This is a genomic window from Gilliamella sp. LMG 34362, from assembly GCF_984569125.1.
Genome location: NZ_OZ474902.1, coordinates 448,602 through 465,171, shown reverse-complemented (window position 1 = coordinate 465,171; position 16,570 = coordinate 448,602). Strand labels below are relative to the sequence as shown.

12 protein-coding genes, 1 tRNA gene and 3 rRNA genes are annotated in these 16,570 nt (G+C 38.1%); 7 read left to right on the top strand and 9 right to left on the bottom strand.

Annotation, left to right across the window (positions count from 1 at the left end):
• Positions 1-16 precede the first annotated feature (16 nt).
• Both AC5LWZ_RS02240 and AC5LWZ_RS02235 read left to right on the top strand, forming a co-directional pair.
• A complete protein-coding gene (locus AC5LWZ_RS02240; RefSeq protein WP_110448614.1) occupies positions 17-961 on the top strand; it encodes an ABC transporter permease in 945 nt (314 codons plus the stop codon).
• Positions 962-963: 2 nt separating this feature from the next.
• Positions 964-1,758 carry an ABC transporter ATP-binding protein gene (locus tag AC5LWZ_RS02235; RefSeq protein WP_198201787.1) on the top strand — a complete coding sequence of 265 codons (795 nt, stop codon included), beginning with the start codon at positions 964-966 and terminating at the stop codon, positions 1,756-1,758.
• Positions 1,759-1,827: 69 nt separating this feature from the next.
• On the opposite strand, the gene ybiA is transcribed toward AC5LWZ_RS02235, so the two are convergent.
• The 6 genes from ybiA to gmhB all read right to left on the bottom strand — a co-directional run bounded on the left by ybiA (position 1,828) and on the right by gmhB (position 9,053).
• A complete protein-coding gene (gene ybiA / locus AC5LWZ_RS02230; RefSeq protein WP_198222361.1) occupies positions 1,828-2,373 on the bottom strand; it encodes a riboflavin biosynthesis intermediates N-glycosidase in 546 nt (181 codons plus the stop codon).
• Positions 2,374-2,770: 397 nt separating this feature from the next.
• Positions 2,771-2,886, bottom strand: a 5S ribosomal RNA gene (gene rrf / locus AC5LWZ_RS02225).
• A gap of 134 nt (positions 2,887-3,020) precedes the next feature.
• Positions 3,021-5,918 (bottom strand): 23S ribosomal RNA (locus AC5LWZ_RS02220).
• A 210-nt stretch (positions 5,919-6,128) separates the two neighbouring features.
• Positions 6,129-6,204, bottom strand: a tRNA-Glu gene (locus AC5LWZ_RS02215).
• Positions 6,205-6,257: 53 nt separating this feature from the next.
• A 16S ribosomal RNA gene (locus tag AC5LWZ_RS02210) occupies positions 6,258-7,795 on the bottom strand.
• The 16S, 23S and 5S rRNA genes sit together here with 1 tRNA gene alongside, the layout of an rRNA operon.
• 721 nt (positions 7,796-8,516) lie before the next feature.
• Positions 8,517-9,053 carry a D-glycero-beta-D-manno-heptose 1,7-bisphosphate 7-phosphatase gene (gene gmhB / locus AC5LWZ_RS02205; RefSeq protein WP_110448620.1) on the bottom strand — a complete coding sequence of 179 codons (537 nt, stop codon included), beginning with the start codon at positions 9,051-9,053 and terminating at the stop codon, positions 8,517-8,519.
• A 118-nt stretch (positions 9,054-9,171) separates the two neighbouring features.
• Here gmhB and metN point away from each other — a divergent pair, with 118 nt between their 5' ends.
• The 4 genes from metN to tsaA all read left to right on the top strand — a co-directional run bounded on the left by metN (position 9,172) and on the right by tsaA (position 12,666).
• Positions 9,172-10,203, top strand: coding sequence for a methionine ABC transporter ATP-binding protein MetN (gene metN, locus AC5LWZ_RS02200; RefSeq protein WP_294883366.1), 1,032 nt, complete (start codon positions 9,172-9,174; stop codon positions 10,201-10,203).
• A gap of 112 nt (positions 10,204-10,315) precedes the next feature.
• Positions 10,316-10,957, top strand: coding sequence for a methionine ABC transporter permease (locus AC5LWZ_RS02195; protein ID WP_110448643.1), 642 nt, complete (start codon positions 10,316-10,318; stop codon positions 10,955-10,957).
• A gap of 14 nt (positions 10,958-10,971) precedes the next feature.
• A complete protein-coding gene (locus AC5LWZ_RS02190) occupies positions 10,972-11,871 on the top strand; it encodes a MetQ/NlpA family lipoprotein (protein WP_110448622.1) in 900 nt (299 codons plus the stop codon).
• An 87-nt stretch (positions 11,872-11,958) separates the two neighbouring features.
• Complete coding sequence (gene tsaA, locus AC5LWZ_RS02185; RefSeq protein WP_232350176.1) at positions 11,959-12,666, top strand: tRNA (N6-threonylcarbamoyladenosine(37)-N6)-methyltransferase TrmO; 708 nt, start codon at positions 11,959-11,961, stop codon at positions 12,664-12,666.
• 217 nt (positions 12,667-12,883) lie between these two features.
• Here the strand turns inward: tsaA and hslO are convergent, their stop codons facing one another.
• The 3 genes from hslO to AC5LWZ_RS02170 are packed head-to-tail and all read right to left on the bottom strand — an operon-like array spanning position 12,884 to position 15,815.
• Entirely contained in the window at positions 12,884-13,747 is an 864-nt protein-coding gene (hslO, locus tag AC5LWZ_RS02180; protein ID WP_294911113.1) for an Hsp33 family molecular chaperone HslO, read from the bottom strand.
• Position 13,748: 1 nt separating this feature from the next.
• Positions 13,749-14,147 carry a ribosome-associated heat shock protein Hsp15 gene (hslR, locus tag AC5LWZ_RS02175; protein WP_065578171.1) on the bottom strand — a complete coding sequence of 133 codons (399 nt, stop codon included), beginning with the start codon at positions 14,145-14,147 and terminating at the stop codon, positions 13,749-13,751.
• Between the two features lie 60 nt (positions 14,148-14,207).
• Complete coding sequence (locus AC5LWZ_RS02170) at positions 14,208-15,815, bottom strand: hypothetical protein (RefSeq protein WP_493463899.1); 1,608 nt, start codon at positions 15,813-15,815, stop codon at positions 14,208-14,210.
• A 239-nt stretch (positions 15,816-16,054) separates the two neighbouring features.
• Here AC5LWZ_RS02170 and greA point away from each other — a divergent pair, with 239 nt between their 5' ends.
• Complete coding sequence (greA, locus tag AC5LWZ_RS02165; protein ID WP_065578173.1) at positions 16,055-16,531, top strand: transcription elongation factor GreA; 477 nt, start codon at positions 16,055-16,057, stop codon at positions 16,529-16,531.
• The last annotated feature ends 39 nt before the right edge of the window (positions 16,532-16,570 follow it).

The window sequence follows — 16,570 nt, the reverse complement described above, 5'->3', positions numbered from 1 at the left end:
TTTAGTGGATTTTTTCATGTCATTTGAATTTTTATTAGGCTCAATTGGAATAGGACTTATTTACGCATTAGTTAGTTTGGGTGTGTTTATCTCATTTAGATTACTTGATTTCCCCGATCTAACTGCTGATGCTAGTTTTCCACTTGGTGGTGCAGTATGTGGATTATGCATGTACGTTGGTATTGATCCATGGATAGCAACATTTTTAGGTATGTTTGCTGGTTGTATTGCAGGAGCAATGACTGGACTACTCTATGTTAAACTTAATATATTGCAATTACTATCCAGTATTATTGTAATGATAGGTCTATATTCTATTAACTTAAGAATTTTAGGGATAGGCCCATATATTATGGACGAAACCCCAAGAATGGCAGGATCTCCTAATTTATCATTGCTAGATGCAAAAACTATTTTTTCACCATTTATGGCTGAAGATTACAGCAATCAATATCTAGTACAACCTATGATAATTTTAGCGTTTGTTATAGTTTTTTGGCTGCTACTTAATCTATTTCTAAATACTCAAGTTGGATTAGCACTAAGAGCAACCGGTACTAATCAACGAATGGCAAAATCTCAAGGCATTCCAACGGGGGCGATCACTATTTTAGGGATGGCAATATCAAACGGATTAATCGCTCTAGGTGGTTCATTATTCGTACAAACACAAGGTGGTGCCGATATCACTATTGGAGTTGGTACCATTGTTATCGGTCTTGCTTCAATTATTATTGGCGAAAGTATATTCCCAACAAAACGAATCTGGGCAGTTATGATTGCAGTTATTTTTGGCGCAATCTTATATCGGTTATTTATCGCTTTTGCGCTCAGTAATGAATTCTTACAAGAAATTGGTGTAGGTACTGAAGACCTAAATCTTATTACAGCAATATTGGTTGTATTGGCATTAGTATTACCAAAACAACTAAAAAAATATTCTAAAAAAAGAGGTAAGTAAGCATGATTAAAGTAGGACAATTACAATTGACGTTTAATAAAGGAACGCCAATTGAAAATCATGTATTACGTGGTTTGAATCTCAATATCAAAAAAGGGGAATTTGTTACTATTATTGGTAGTAATGGTGCAGGAAAAAGTTCATTACTTAATGTCATTAGTGGTGATCTGATTGTTGATTCTGGCCATATTATCATCAATAATAAAAGTGTTACACGTTGGCCAGCTTGGAAAAGAGCTGGAATGGTGGCACGAGTATTCCAAGATCCAATGGTTGGAACTTGTGAAAACCTAACCATAGAAGAAAATTTAGCTATCGCTTACAACCGTGGTAATAATTTTACTTTACGACCAGCTTTAAATCGTAGACTGCGTGCTCTATTTAAAGAGAAACTAGCAACGCTAAATTTAGGTTTAGAAAATAGACTATCAGATATGATGGGCTTGCTTTCTGGTGGACAAAGGCAAGCAGTTAGCCTACTCATGTCAACATTACAACCATCCAAGATATTATTACTTGATGAACATACCGCAGCTCTCGATCCCAAAACAGCACAATTTGTTTTGGATCTGACTAATGAAATTGTTCAGAAAAACCAATTAACCACTATGATGGTGACTCATTCAATGAAACAAGCATTAGAATATGGCACAAGAACAGTGATGCTACATCAAGGACAAGTAGTACTTGATGTGTCAGGAGAACAACGAGATAAGCTAACAGTCACAGATTTATTAGATATGTTTGAAAAAACCCGTGGTGAAAAAGTAACTGACGATGCCTTATTATTAGGTTAATAAATCAAGAAGCAATATTTAATAGCTGAATATTGCTTCTTATCCAACAAGATTCGTTTAAATAATTCATTATTTTTCTTGTAATTGTTGGCGAACATTCATTAAAGCAAATCCAAGCAAATTTTTTCCACACCACATTAGCGGATTATCAATATTAGGATCATCCTGAGACAATCCTATGCCCCATATTTTATCAACCGGACTTGCTTCTACTAATATTCTTTGTTTGGTTGATAATATAAAATCCGTCAACTTTGGATTCTGTGAAAACTTAGCATAATTACCATTTATGACAATATTAAAGCAGTGTTCATCCCAAATATCCGGTATGAATCCTTTTACTTGACGCCCTAATGCCTTTGCTAATCCAGGAGAATTAGCAGTAAGTATTTTTGATAATATTTGCTCATCACCGAATAATCTTGCTTTCTCAGCCATCATATAATGTTCTGCAGTTGGATAGTAAATATTATCAACCTCAAAACGACTTGGATACCATTGGCTAAAACAACTCTTTGTTACGATAGAAGGTTGCTTTTCAACATGTCCCCAAAAGTATATATATTTATATCGTTTACCACTTTTATATTGCTGGCGTAATTGCAATAAATCCATATAAATTCCTTATCATCACTGATGAATATGTTATATGTATTTCCATCAAATACCAATATTGTATTAGTAAAAAATATTTTTTTTTAATAGAAAAGAACTGTATACCATTCATATAACAAAAATAATGATGCCGATAAGAAGTATTTAAGATTATGTATGATATGCAAAAAAATATAACGTTATATTTTTGTGATAAGCGTTGGGCGTTGTATAGAAATTATTTGACTATCTACAATAGTATTATCACATCAACTTATACTAAGAATTTGTTAGCCATGATGGTTTTTATAGGATTGATGTGGATATTTTACTTTTTCACAACGCCTGATTGGCGACAATTTATTAACCCTAGAATGCAAAAAAGCCCAGCATCACTGCTGGGCTCGTATATTTAAAAGTCTGGCGGCACCCTACTCTCACATGGGTAATACCCACACTACCATCGGCACTACGGCGTTTCACTTCTGAGTTCGGCATGGGGTCAGGTGGGACCACCGCGCTATTACCGCCAGACATATTCTGTCTTCTCTTATCTCTATTGCTGTGCATTATCTCATATCCACAACAATCCCTCAATCCGGAACAAACTGTTTGATTATCTCATAATCTATCTCTACCTTCGCGTATCCAAAACAACTCCGAGTTGTAAGGTTAAGACTCTCGGTTCATTAGTATCAGTTAGCTCAATGTATCACTACACTTACACACCTGACCTATCTACGTCTTAGTCTCAAACGGACCTTACTGATTCTCATCAGGGAAAACTCATCTCGAGGCTAGTTTCGTACTTAGATGCTTTCAGCACTTATCTATTCCGCACGTAGCTACCGGGCAATGCAATTGGCATCACAACCCGAACACCAGCGGTGCGTTCACTTCGGTCCTCTCGTACTAGAAGCAAACCCTCTCAATTTTCCTACGCCCATGGCAGATAGGGACCGAACTGTCTCACGACGTTCTAAACCCAGCTCGCGTACCACTTTAAACGGCGAACAGCCGTACCCTTGGGACCTACTTCAGCCCCAGGATGTGATGAGCCGACATCGAGGTGCCAAACACCGCCGTCGATATGAACTCTTGGGCGGTATCAGCCTGTTATCCCCGGAGTACCTTTTATCCGTTGAGCGATGGCCCTTCCATTCAGAACCACCGGATCACTATGACCTACTTTCGTACCTGCTCGAGCCGTCACTCTCGCAGTCAAGCTAGCTTTTGCCATTGCACTAACCTCCTGATGTCCGACCAGGATTAGCTAACCTTCGTGCTCCTCCGTTACTCTTTGGGAGGAGACCGCCCCAGTCAAACTACCCACCAGACAGTGTCCCTTACCTCGATTCAGAAGTATAGGTTAGAACATCAAACATTAAAGGGTGGTATTTCAAGGTCGACTCCATGCATACTGGCGTACACACTTCTTAGTCTCCCACCTATCCTACACATTAAGGCTCAATGTTCACTGTCAAGCTATAGTAAAGGTTCACGGGGTCTTTCCGTCTTGCCACGGGTACACCGCATCTTCACGGCAATTTCAATTTCACTGAGTCTCGGGTGGAGACAGCCTGGCCATCATTACGCCATTCGTGCAGGTCGGAACTTACCCGACAAGGAATTTCGCTACCTTAGGACCGTTATAGTTACGGCCGCCGTTTACTGGGGCTTCGATCAAGAGCTTCTGCTTACGCATAACCCCATCAATTAACCTTCCAGCACCGGGCAGGCGTCACACCGTATACGTCCACTTTCGTGTTTGCACAGTGCTGTGTTTTTATTAAACAGTTGCAGCCAGCTGGTATCTTCGACTGATTTCACCTCCATCCGCATGGGACTTCAATTACCATCAGCGTGCCTTCTCCCGAAGTTACGGCACCATTTTGCCTAGTTCCTTCACCCGAGTTCTCTCAAGCGCCTTAGTATTCTCTACCTGACCACCTGTGTCGGTTTCGGGTACGATTGACTATAACCTGAAGCTTAGAGGATTTTCCTGGAAGCAGGGCATCAATTACTTCAGCACCTTAGTGCCTCGTCATCACGCCTCAGAGTATCAGTGACCGGATTTGCCTAATCACACCCCTACACGCTTAACCCACCATCCAATAGGTGGTAAACCTAGCCTTCTTCGTCCCCCCATCGCAGTTATAGCCAGTACGGGAATATTAACCCGTTTCCCATCAGATACGCCCTTCGGCCTCTCCTTAGGGGTCGACTCACCCTGCCCCGATTAACGTTGGACAGGAACCCTTGGTCTTCCGGCGAGCGGGCTTTTCACCCGCTTTATCGTTACTTATGTCAGCATTCGCACTTCTGATACCTCCAGCATACCTCACAATACACCTTCTACGGCTTACAGAACGCTCCCCTACCCAACGTATCTAAATACGCTGCCGCAGCTTCGGTGCATAGTTTTAGCCCCGTTACATCTTCCGCGCAGGCCGACTCGACTAGTGAGCTATTACGCTTTCTTTAAATGATGGCTGCTTCTAAGCCAACATCCTAGCTGTCTAAGCCTTCCCACTTCGTTTCCCACTTAACTATGACTTTGGGACCTTAGCTGGCGGTCTGGGTTGTTTCCCTCTTCACGACGAACGTTAGCACCCGCCGTGTGTCTCCCATGATTAAACTTGTCAGTATTCGGAGTTTGCATCGGGTTGGTAAGCCGGGATGGCCCCCTAGCCGAAACAGTGCTCTACCCCCAACAGTTACTCATGAGGCGCTACCTAAATAGCTTTCGGGGAGAACCAGCTATCTCCCGGTTTGATTGGCCTTTCACCCCCAGCCACAGGTCATCCGCTAATTTTTCAACATTAGTCGGTTCGGTCCTCCAGTTAGTGTTAACCAACCTTCAACCTGCCCATGGCTAGATCACCGGGTTTCGGGTCTATACCCTGCAACTTAACGCACAGTTAATACTCGGTTTCCCTTCGGCTCCCCTATCCGGTTAACCTTGCTACAGAATATAAGTCGCTGACCCATTATACAAAAGGTACGCAGTCACTATTACCTAATGGTAAAGCTCCCACTGATTGTACGTACACGGTTTCAGGGTCTATTTCACTCCCCTCCCGGGGTTCTTTTCGCCTTTCCCTCACGGTACTGGTTCACTATCGGTCAATCAGGAGTATTTAGCCTTGGAGGATGGTCCCCCCATCTTCAGACAGGATATCACGTGTCCCGCCCTACTCTATAAGCTTCCACATAATGCATCTTCGTGTACGGGACTTTCACCCTCTATCGTGCGACTTTCCAGACGCTTCCACTAATACATTATGCTACCCGCTTGGGCTCCTCCCCTTTCGCTCGCCGCTACTTAGGGAATCTCGGTTGATTTCTTTTCCTCGGGGTACTTAGATGTTTCAGTTCTCCCGGTTCGCCTCATCTGACTATGGATTCATCAGATGATAGTGTAGTCACCTACACTGGGTTTCCCCATTCGGACATCAACGGCTATAGCGCCTTTTATCGGCTCACCGTCGCTTTTCGCAGATTAACACGTCCTTCATCGCCTCTGATTGCCTAGGCATCCACCGTGTACGCTTAATTTCTTAACCTTACAACTCACAGTTGTCTTGGTTTTAATTACGCTTTTTTCTCTTTCTTATCTCAATCCAACATATTTTCATACATCAGCTTGCGATAAAAACGAGAACTCGTTTCTTTCAGCTTGTTCCTAATTGTTAAAGAGCTTTATCTTTCTATTCATTCGAATATCAAATAAATACAAACATAATTTTTTTGAAAAATAGTTTCATCACATTTAATGGCGTCCCCTAGGGGATTCGAACCCCTGTTACCGCCGTGAAAGGGCGATGTCCTAGGCCTCTAGACGAAGGGGACTTAACTATTTTTCGACAAACAAACAATCTGTGTGAACACTTACGAGCGCTTCGTAAGGAGGTGATCCAACCGCAGGTTCCCCTACGGTTACCTTGTTACGACTTCACCCCAGTCATGGACCACACCGTGGTAAACGCCCCCCTTGCGGTTAAGCTATCTACTTCTGGTGCAACCCACTCCCATGGTGTGACGGGCGGTGTGTACAAGGCCCGGGAACGTATTCACCGTGACATTCTGATTCACGATTACTAGCGATTCCGACTTCATGGAGTCGAGTTGCAGACTCCAATCCGGACTTAGACGTACTTTATGAGGTCCGCTTGCTCTCGCGAGGTCGCCTCCCTTTGTATACGCCATTGTAGCACGTGTGTAGCCCTGGTCGTAAGGGCCATGATGACTTGACGTCGTCCCCACCTTCCTCCGCTTTATCAACGGCAGTCTCCTTTGAGTTCCCGACCGAATCGCTGGCAACAAAGGATAAGGGTTGCGCTCGTTGCGGGACTTAACCCAACATTTCACAACACGAGCTGACGACAGCCATGCAGCACCTGTCTCACAGTTCCCGAAGGCACTCTCGCATCTCTGCAAGATTCTGTGGATGTCAAGACCAGGTAAGGTTCTTCGCGTTGCATCGAATTAAACCACATGCTCCACCGCTTGTGCGGGCCCCCGTCAATTCATTTGAGTTTTAACCTTGCGGCCGTACTCCCCAGGCGGTCGATTTATCGCGTTAGCTTCGGAGCCCATCACTCAGGGCAACAAACTCCAAATCGACATCGTTTACAGCGTGGACTACCAGGGTATCTAATCCTGTTTGCTCCCCACGCTTTCGCATCTCAGCGTCAGTATCTGTCCAGAAGGCCGCCTTCGCCACCGGTATTCCTCCACATCTCTACGCATTTCACCGCTACACGTGGAATTCTACCTTCCTCTACAATACTCTAGTTAACCAGTTTTAAGTGCAATTCCTAGGTTGAGCCCAGGGCTTTCACACCTAACTTAATTATCCGCCTACATGCCCTTTACGCCCAGTCATTCCGATTAACGCTCGCACCCTCCGTATTACCGCGGCTGCTGGCACGGAGTTAGCCGGTGCTTCTTCTGTAATTAACGTCAATTGATGCACCTATTAGATACACCACCTTCCTCATTACCGAAAGTACTTTACAACCCGAAGGCCTTCTTCATACACGCGGCATGGCTGCATCAGGGTTTCCCCCATTGTGCAATATTCCCCACTGCTGCCTCCCGTAGGAGTCTGGACCGTGTCTCAGTTCCAGTGTGGCTGGTCATCCTCTCAGACCAGCTAGAGATCGTCGCCTTGGTAAGCCTTTACCCTACCAACTAGCTAATCCCATATGGGTTCATCAAATGGCGCATGGCCCGAAGGTCCCATGCTTTGGTCTCTCAACTTTATGCGGTATTAGCAGTCGTTTCCAACTGTTGTCCCCCTCCATTCGGCAGATCCCCATACTTTACTCACCCGTCCGCCACTCGTCATCAAGTGCAAGCACTCATGTTACCGTTCGACTTGCATGTGTTAAGCCTGCCGCCAGCGTTCAATCTGAGCCATGATCAAACTCTTCAATTTAAAGTTTGATGCTCAATAACTGTCTCTGACATTATTCAAATGAATCTTCAGTGTCACTTATCAAGACTTAATTTTTTTCAGTCTGTAGACTTTTAATTTTTCGTCTCGCAAGTGCCCACACAGATTGTCTGTTTCTTCTTTTTAAAGAGCTGACAGCTTTTTAATTTACTTCACAATTTCTTGTTTTAGTTTGCTGTCTCAAGGGCTGCGTATACTACGCTACACCTTTTCATTCGTCAAGATCTTTTTTTAAAATTTTTGACCTTGCTCACTAACACGACCTTTGTCTGCTTGTCGCTGACGCCGTGTCAGTGGATGCGCATTATAGGCACTTCATTTTTTTTGGCAAGTGATTATTGCAAAATTATTTTTGTTTGTCTTTTTTTTACACAAGGTGAGCTAAAAACAAACTAAAATGATACATTTTGTAGCAATTTTACCTTTTTAATTTTTATTTTGTTAGTTAAATTCTTTAATAAAAGAAAAATCAGATGGCAAAATTTAAAATAACTATCGCCTAAATAACGATATCCATAACCATTTGCTTTTGAACATCCAGCTATATAGTCTTACTTTTTTATTGTTTTCGTTATTCTCTCATCATAAATAGAATAGCGAATATAGTAGTATTATTAATTAATGCGCTATTTTGCGAATTAACATTCACATCATTCACCATTATTAAAAATATACAGCGTTTAAATTAAACGCTGTGGTTCTATTATAATTCTGCTTTAATTTTTTTCGGTAAATCAGCTAAACTATCAATTAACCAATCTGCTTGTGCTAACGCCTCTTCGGTTATTTCATCGCCGGTTTTAACTAATACTGTTTTTTTAACCCCAGCTCGTTTCCCTGATAACAAGTCAGAAACCCTATCACCAACCATATAAGAATTTGCTATATCGATATTGAGTTCTTTAGCCGCAGATTGAATCATACCAGGACTTGGTTTGCGACAGTCGCATTCATCCACTAGTGGATCATGAGGACAATAATAGACACCATCTAAATCAACACCACGATCTTGTAGTGACCAATCCATCCATTCAGTTAAGGTATCAAACTGCTCTTGAGTAAATTTATTTCTAGCAATTCCTGATTGATTAGTGGTAATAACTAATAGAAAACCCATCTTTTTCAATTCTTGCATTGCGTCAATCACACCATCAATAAAGTGAAATTTATCAATAGTGTGTACATAATTATAATCTATATTAATTGTCCCATCTCGATCTAAAAATATAGCAGGTTTCATGTTTAATCATCTTCCTTTTATATGGATTTTTTTCTAACTTTATATAGGATATTATTGATTGACTTAGATGTCTAGACGTCTTAATATTTATCTATTCAGATTTTTGTTGTTATATATCATGATAAAATTAGAACATATCTCAAAAACATTTGAGCAAAATAAAACTATTATTCATGCCTTAAAGGACATTTCACTACATGTTCCAGAAGGTAAAATTTATGGTGTGATTGGCAAATCCGGCGCAGGTAAAAGTACATTAATACGTTGCGTTAACTTGTTAGAAAAACCAACAAGTGGAAAAATATTTTTTGATAACCAAGATATCACCCATTTATCTAATCGAAAGTTAATTGAAGTTCGTCGAAAAATTAGCATGATTTTTCAACATTTCAATTTGCTTTCTTCTAGAACGGTATTTGATAATATTGCTTTTCCTCTTGAACTCAATAGAACACCTAAAGCAGTCATTAAACAAAAAGTAAATGAACTTATTGATCTTGTTGGTTTAAGTGAAAAAGCGAATGTTTATCCAGCTAATTTATCTGGTGGACAAAAACAACGCGTCGCTATTGCTAGAGCACTAGCCAGTGATCCAAAAGTATTATTATGTGATGAAGCAACGAGTGCTCTTGACCCAGAGACAACCCGTTCTATTTTAGAATTATTAAAAGATATCAACCAGAAACTAGGCTTAACCATTTTATTAATCACTCACGAGATGGATGTAGTTAAGCAGATTTGTGACCAAGTAGCAGTAATTAGTGATGGCGAGTTAGTTGAACAATCTTCAGTTGGCGAGATGTTTTCACATGCAAAAACGGATATTGCAAGACAATTCATTCAATCAACATTGCATCTCACAATTCCAGATGACTATTTAGCAAGACTGACACCAGAACATAAAGAAGGACTTAATCCGCTGGTTCGCATGGAGTTCACAGGAGTTTCGGTTGATTTACCACTACTATCGCAAATAGCAAAAGAGTTTGAAGTTGATAGTAATATTATTAGCGCTCAGATGGACTATGCTGGCGGTGTTAAATTTGGTTTAATGTTGACAGAAATGAAAGGCAAACAAAAAAGTACTGCATCGGCAATTGCGTTTTTAGAAAAGAATAATACTAAAGTTGAGGTGTTAGGTTATGTTTGATTTTCTTCCATCATTTAAACCATTTGAATCATTAATATTATATTTATCTCATTTTGATTTTTGGTCAGATTTTATTGCTTTCGCCTCTTCTTTTGAAGGATTTAGTGAAGCGATGATAATAAAAATAGCGCAATCTACTGACGATACTATTTATATGGTTACCTTGTCAGCCTTCTTTGGTCTGCTTATTGGTTTACCTATAGGTATATTGCTTTATACCACACGTAAGGGACAGATATTAGATTGTACTATTTTAAATAATGTTATTTCATTTATTGCAAATTTCTTTCGTTCAATACCATTTATTATATTAATTGTATGGATTGTTCCTTTTACTGCTTTATTAATGGGTACATTTATTGGTAAACAAGCGGCAGTTGTACCATTAAGTATAGGAGTAGCACCATTAATAGCTCGGATGATTGAAAATGCATTATTAGAAGTACCGAAAGGTTTAATAGAAGCAGCGCGCTCTATGGGGGCGACACCATTACAAATTATCTATAAAGTTTTATTACCAGAAGCATTACCTGTCATTGTAAATAGTATGACCATTACACTCATCACATTAACAGGATATATTGCTATGGCAGGTGCTGTAGGTGCCGGAGGCCTAGGTCAACTTGCAATACAGTATGGATACATCAGCCATAAACCAGCAATAACAAATTTAGTAGTGTTTATATTAATAATTTTTGTATTTTTTATTCAATTTTTAGGTAATACTATAGTTAAACGTGTTACCCATCATTAATCATGGAGAGAGTTATGTCTATAAAAAAATTAGCACTAATAACCACACTGGTCAGTGCATTTTTCTTAACTGGTTGTGATAACAAACAAACAACTGCAACTGATAACAAACCTGCAGAACCAGCAAAAGTTAGTCCTTTAAAAGTTGGAGTAATTGCTGGAGCAGACCAAGAAGAAGCAGAAATAGCGCAACAACAAGCAAAAGAACGATTTAATCTTGATATCGAACTAGTTATTTTTAATGATTATGTCACGCCTAATAGAGCCTTAAACGATGGTTTAATTGATGTTAATGTGTTTCAACATAAACCATATTTAGACGAACAAATGAAAGAACAAGGCTATAAATTAGCAGTAGTTGGTAATACTTTTGTTTTCCCAATTTCTTCTTATTCAAAAAAACTAAAACCAATTGCAGCCGATGAGCAAGTTGGAGAAGGTGTCAAAGTAACTTCACCTCGTGGTGAAACATACTTCATTCCAGCTAATTCAACCATTGCTATACCTAATGACCCTACTAATTTAGGCCGTGCTTTACTTTTATTACAACATGAAGGAATGTTAACGGTTGATAAAGCTAAAGGTTTATTACCTACTGTATTAGATATCACCAGCAATCCATATAACTATAAAATTGTTGAACTTGAGGCACCAATGTTGCCACGTTCTTTAGACGACTCACAAGTTGATTTAGCAATAATTAATAACACGTTTGCAGCTCCGGCAAATTTAATCCCAAGCAAAAATGGTATTTTTGTTGAAGATAAAGAATCACCATATGTCAATGTTATTGTTTCTCGTGAAGAGAATAAGGACGATGAAAGAGTTAAAAACTTTGTTAAAGCTTATCAATCTGATGCTGTAGCTAAAAAAGCCGATGAAATTTTCAAAGGTGGCGCTATTCGTGGTTGGTAATAGTACATTCGCAAACTATGATTAACTTACTCCCATCGACTATTGTCGATGGGAGCACATTTATAACAATTACACAATAATTCAATAATGACATCTCAATTTGAGCCGATTGGCATCATTCACTCACCCTATACTGAAAAATTTGCTGTACCACGCCAACCTAATCTTGTAACAGCAGCTGAAGGTGAACTACATTTGCTAGATAGATTTAATGATCCTATGAGTATTAAGGGATTAGAACAGTTTTCACATATATGGTTATTATTTCATTTTCATCATATTGATGCTAATAAACAGAAATTAACTGTCCGTCCGCCTCGTTTAGGTGGCAATAAAAGTTTAGGTGTATTTGCGACAAGATCACCATTTAGGCCCAATAATATTGGGCTCTCAGTCGTTGAATTACTAGATATTATTATTGAAAACAAACAGGTGATATTAAAACTAGGCGGTTTGGATCTAGTAAATGGTACACCAATAATTGATATAAAACCCTACTTACCTTATTGTGATAGCCATCCAGAGGCAATAGCGGGTTATGCGCAACTTCTTCCAACACAAAAACTTAAGGTAACATTTTCATCTGAAGCTGACATATTTTTACAAAGCCAACTACAGCATTATCCACAACTAAGCGAACTAATCGAACAAGTTATTTCTCAAGATCCGAGACCGGCTTATAAACAAAAAAGTCTTCATGAACAAAGTTATGCGATTACCCTATATCATTTCAATATAATGTGGAAAGTATTAGGGGATGCAGCCATTGTAGAAAATATTCAGATAATTAGTTAGTCGTACAAATACACTAATAAAAAATAATAAATTATTGATTTAATATATTTAGGAATTAATCGGACAGTTTGTAAAGATAATTTCAAAAAAAAGTTATGCGAGACCGATAATATTTATTTGGTGTGTTGAAATTATTCTGATAAATTAGCTGTGGGTTTAATTCCTTATATTTCACTTTGCCACTAAAATTTAATAATCTTAGTGGCTCTTTTATAAATCAATGATAATTATTACTTTTCTTGTTTCTTAACTCTGCTATATCAATAGCATCGAACAGATAATGTTTACCGCAGTAATCACAATGAATATCAATCTTACCACCATCTTCATTGAGAATATCATCAACTTCGTTATCTGGTAATGTCATTAAGCTATCTTCACAACGTTGTCGCGAACAACCACACTTAAATACAATATCGTGCGTCTCAAATAAACGAACTTCTTCTTGATTATAAAGACGATATAATATCTCATCAGTTGGCAATTGGAATAACTCATCACTAGTGATAGTCTCCGTCAATGCACCGAGATGTTCAAATGATTGTTCAATATCTTCATTAGCTGGTAATACTTGTAATAAAATACCTGCCGCCATAGGTTTGTTATTATGAACCCCCGTTTTGACAAATAAACGGGTAGGAAGTTGTTCAGATTGCATAAAGTAATTTTCAATACAACCAATTAAAGTGTCTTTTTCAAGGCCAACAATACCTTGATAACGCTCCCCTTTTTTAGGTGTAATGGTAATGACGATATAGCCGTTACCCACCATCTCTTTAAGTGTGGCATTATCCGCTATTTCACCATTAACTCGAGCAACTCCACGTAATTGCTGTTCATTATTACCATTTACTACTGCTAATGTCAGCGGGCCATCACCTTGCAATTGAACCGCGATATCACCATCAAATTTTAAAGTAGCAGTTAACAAACTGGTTGCTACTAACAATTCACCTAATAAATTTTGTACCGCTATAGGATAAGTATGGTTTTCTAAAATTGCTTGGTAAGTATTTTCAAGTCGAGTAATCTCACCTCGAACCGAATGATTATCAAATAAAAACCGATTTAAAGTATCCATATTAATTCTTGTCGCCTTGTTGTCTATCATATTTAAATTTAATTAATGTTCGCCGCTCTTTTTTATCTGGTCGTCGATCAGGATGCGGCATAGTTAATGCATTAAGTTTTCGAGCTTCAGCGATATTTTCTCGTTTGGTGATGCTTTCTAAGGTCTCTTGGTAAAGATATTCAGCTTCTCTAGCAGGCCTACGTTGATCACTAATAGCTAAAACACGAATTGTTTTTTGTTCATTGCCCTGTCTAAGGGTTAATATAGCACCAACTTCAACAATTTTACTTGGCTTTGCTCGTTGACCATTATAGTGGACTTTGCCACCATCAATCATATCACGAGCGATGGAACGAGTTTTATAAAACCGAGCCGCCCATAACCATTTATCTAATCTTACTAGATACATCGTTTCCTCATTTAAAACTTAATACATCTTAAAACAGATATAAGGATAATTTTATTAAAATCAATGCTGTGAATAAATAGAATACTCATTATCGTTAGTAAAAAATGTTCCCGATAGACTAAACGGTGAAATTTCACCATGTAAATCAACACGATAATTTGATGATTCTGGTGGCGTTTGGACTATCTGCCATTGATTTAGCAATTCACTAGTAATACCTTTAGCAATAATATGCAATGATTCAAACTCAGTTTGCAAAGGATTTATCGTTGCAATTGCGTCAAGTTTACCACTATTAATTAATGCGCTAAAACTTAATAACGCTCGATGCTGACTATCAAAACTGAGTGATAAATTAGGATATTTAACCGCAATTTTATTAATTGTTGCATCATTAGCTTTAAAAAATAACGAACCTGAATATATACCAATCCTTTTATCTTCCACTAGCCTAACATTGGTTCCAGAAACATTAAAGCTAGCGAGATTAAATGGATAATCTGACTTAGTGCTGATTAACGTACTTGGCATAACAGTTAACTGATCAATATCGACTTGATTAAATATACTCGGTAATAACCGTTGTTTGAAGTTATCAGGTAACTGATAATTAACACTGGCTAATAATAATGTTTTTAGATGTAATACATTATTTCTCCAGCTACCAGTTAAACGGATATTACCGTCATTCCACTCCGCGATCGCTTTTAAAATGTCTACTTCATCGTCTTTAAAAGATAGTTGTAGTAATAATGATGAAAGTTTTTCATCAAACCATACAACATTATCAGCACTAATAACAAAATTACTTTGTTTTAACTGCCATTGATTATCATCATAATCAATATTGGTTATGTCTATATTACCCTTTTCAATAGTTAAATTAGGCAATTGAATATTACTATCAAAGATTGAAAATTCTTGTAATTTGAATTTTGGCAGTTCAGACAAATATCTGTTTAAATCAGTCTCATTATTGACGTTAAAATGTATATTGTTTAATTTTAATTGTGCTATATCCAAACTATCATCTGCTAGCATTTTTAATTTACTAACAAAAAAACCATTACCAATATTACCACCTAAATTAGTAAGTGAAGTGATACCATCACGATAATATCCTTGCAGTAACACACTATTTACAGCCATTTGCTTAAATAATACTTGCTGGGCAGTTAAATCGAATTGATATGGTTGTTTACTTGACAAATCAAACGGCTTTATACCACCATTAATTTGTTGTAATAACAATGGTTCTTGAGCATTATTCAATGAAAATTTTACGGTTGTGTTGTAAAACCGTAACATATTGGCCGTAAATATCGATTGGCTGATTTGAGAATCATCTAGCGTGCCATCAATGACATTAATATAATTAAAATGATGGAATTGCCACAAATTTTGCTTATCAAACCCAACGATTAATTTGCCAATATTAGCAACTTCTTGCTGATCTTTTTTTACCAATAAATTATCAACGCTTAACTCATAAAAATTAGCAAAGGAATGATTTATTTTGCCAATTGTAATAGAATAGGCACCCAGCTTTGATAATTGTTGGCTTACTATTTTGGCACCAAAATTGGTCTGTAACAAAAAATAACCAACTACAATTAACAACCAGAAAATCGAAAAGAGGATGATTAAACTAAATCGTAATCGTCTCATAAATAAGCTAAATAGTTAGAATGAAGGGTTGAGTTTGTATTACGATACCTGATTTTGGTTAAAATAGCACTTGATTTTGCTATAAATGATTTGTTGTTAAACCAGTTTTGAAGTTAATATATAACTAAAGCCAATTGTAACATTAGAATAACAAACCAAATTAATAATTTATCTCTCTTTTGATTAAGATGAACATTTGTTATTCTTTTTATTTACTATATAAATAGGAAAAAACCGAGATGAAACAGATCCCAATGACAGTAAAGGGAGCCGAATTATTACGTGCAGAACTTGAAGAACTTAAAAATGTAAAAAGACCTCAAATTACTGCCGCTATTGCTGAAGCTAGAGCTCACGGTGATTTGAAAGAAAACGCTGAATATCATGCAGCGAGAGAACAACAAGGATTTTGTGAAGGTCGTATTCAAGAAATCGAAGGTAAATTGTCGCAAGCACAAATTATCGATATCACTAAAGTTAAAAATACTGGTCGCATTATATTTGGTGCCACAGTCACCGTTGTGAATATTGATACTGATGAAGAAACAACCTACCGAATTGTTGGCGACGATGAAGCAGATTATAAACAGAATCTAATTTCAGTTAATTCACCGATTGCTCGTGGACTTATTGGCAAGGAAGATGGTGATACAGTACAAATTAAAACACCAGGCGGTGATGTTGAATTCGATATTGTTAAAGTTGAATATATTTAATTAAACTGTTGCAAAAAAATAGGGCGACTAGCCCTATTT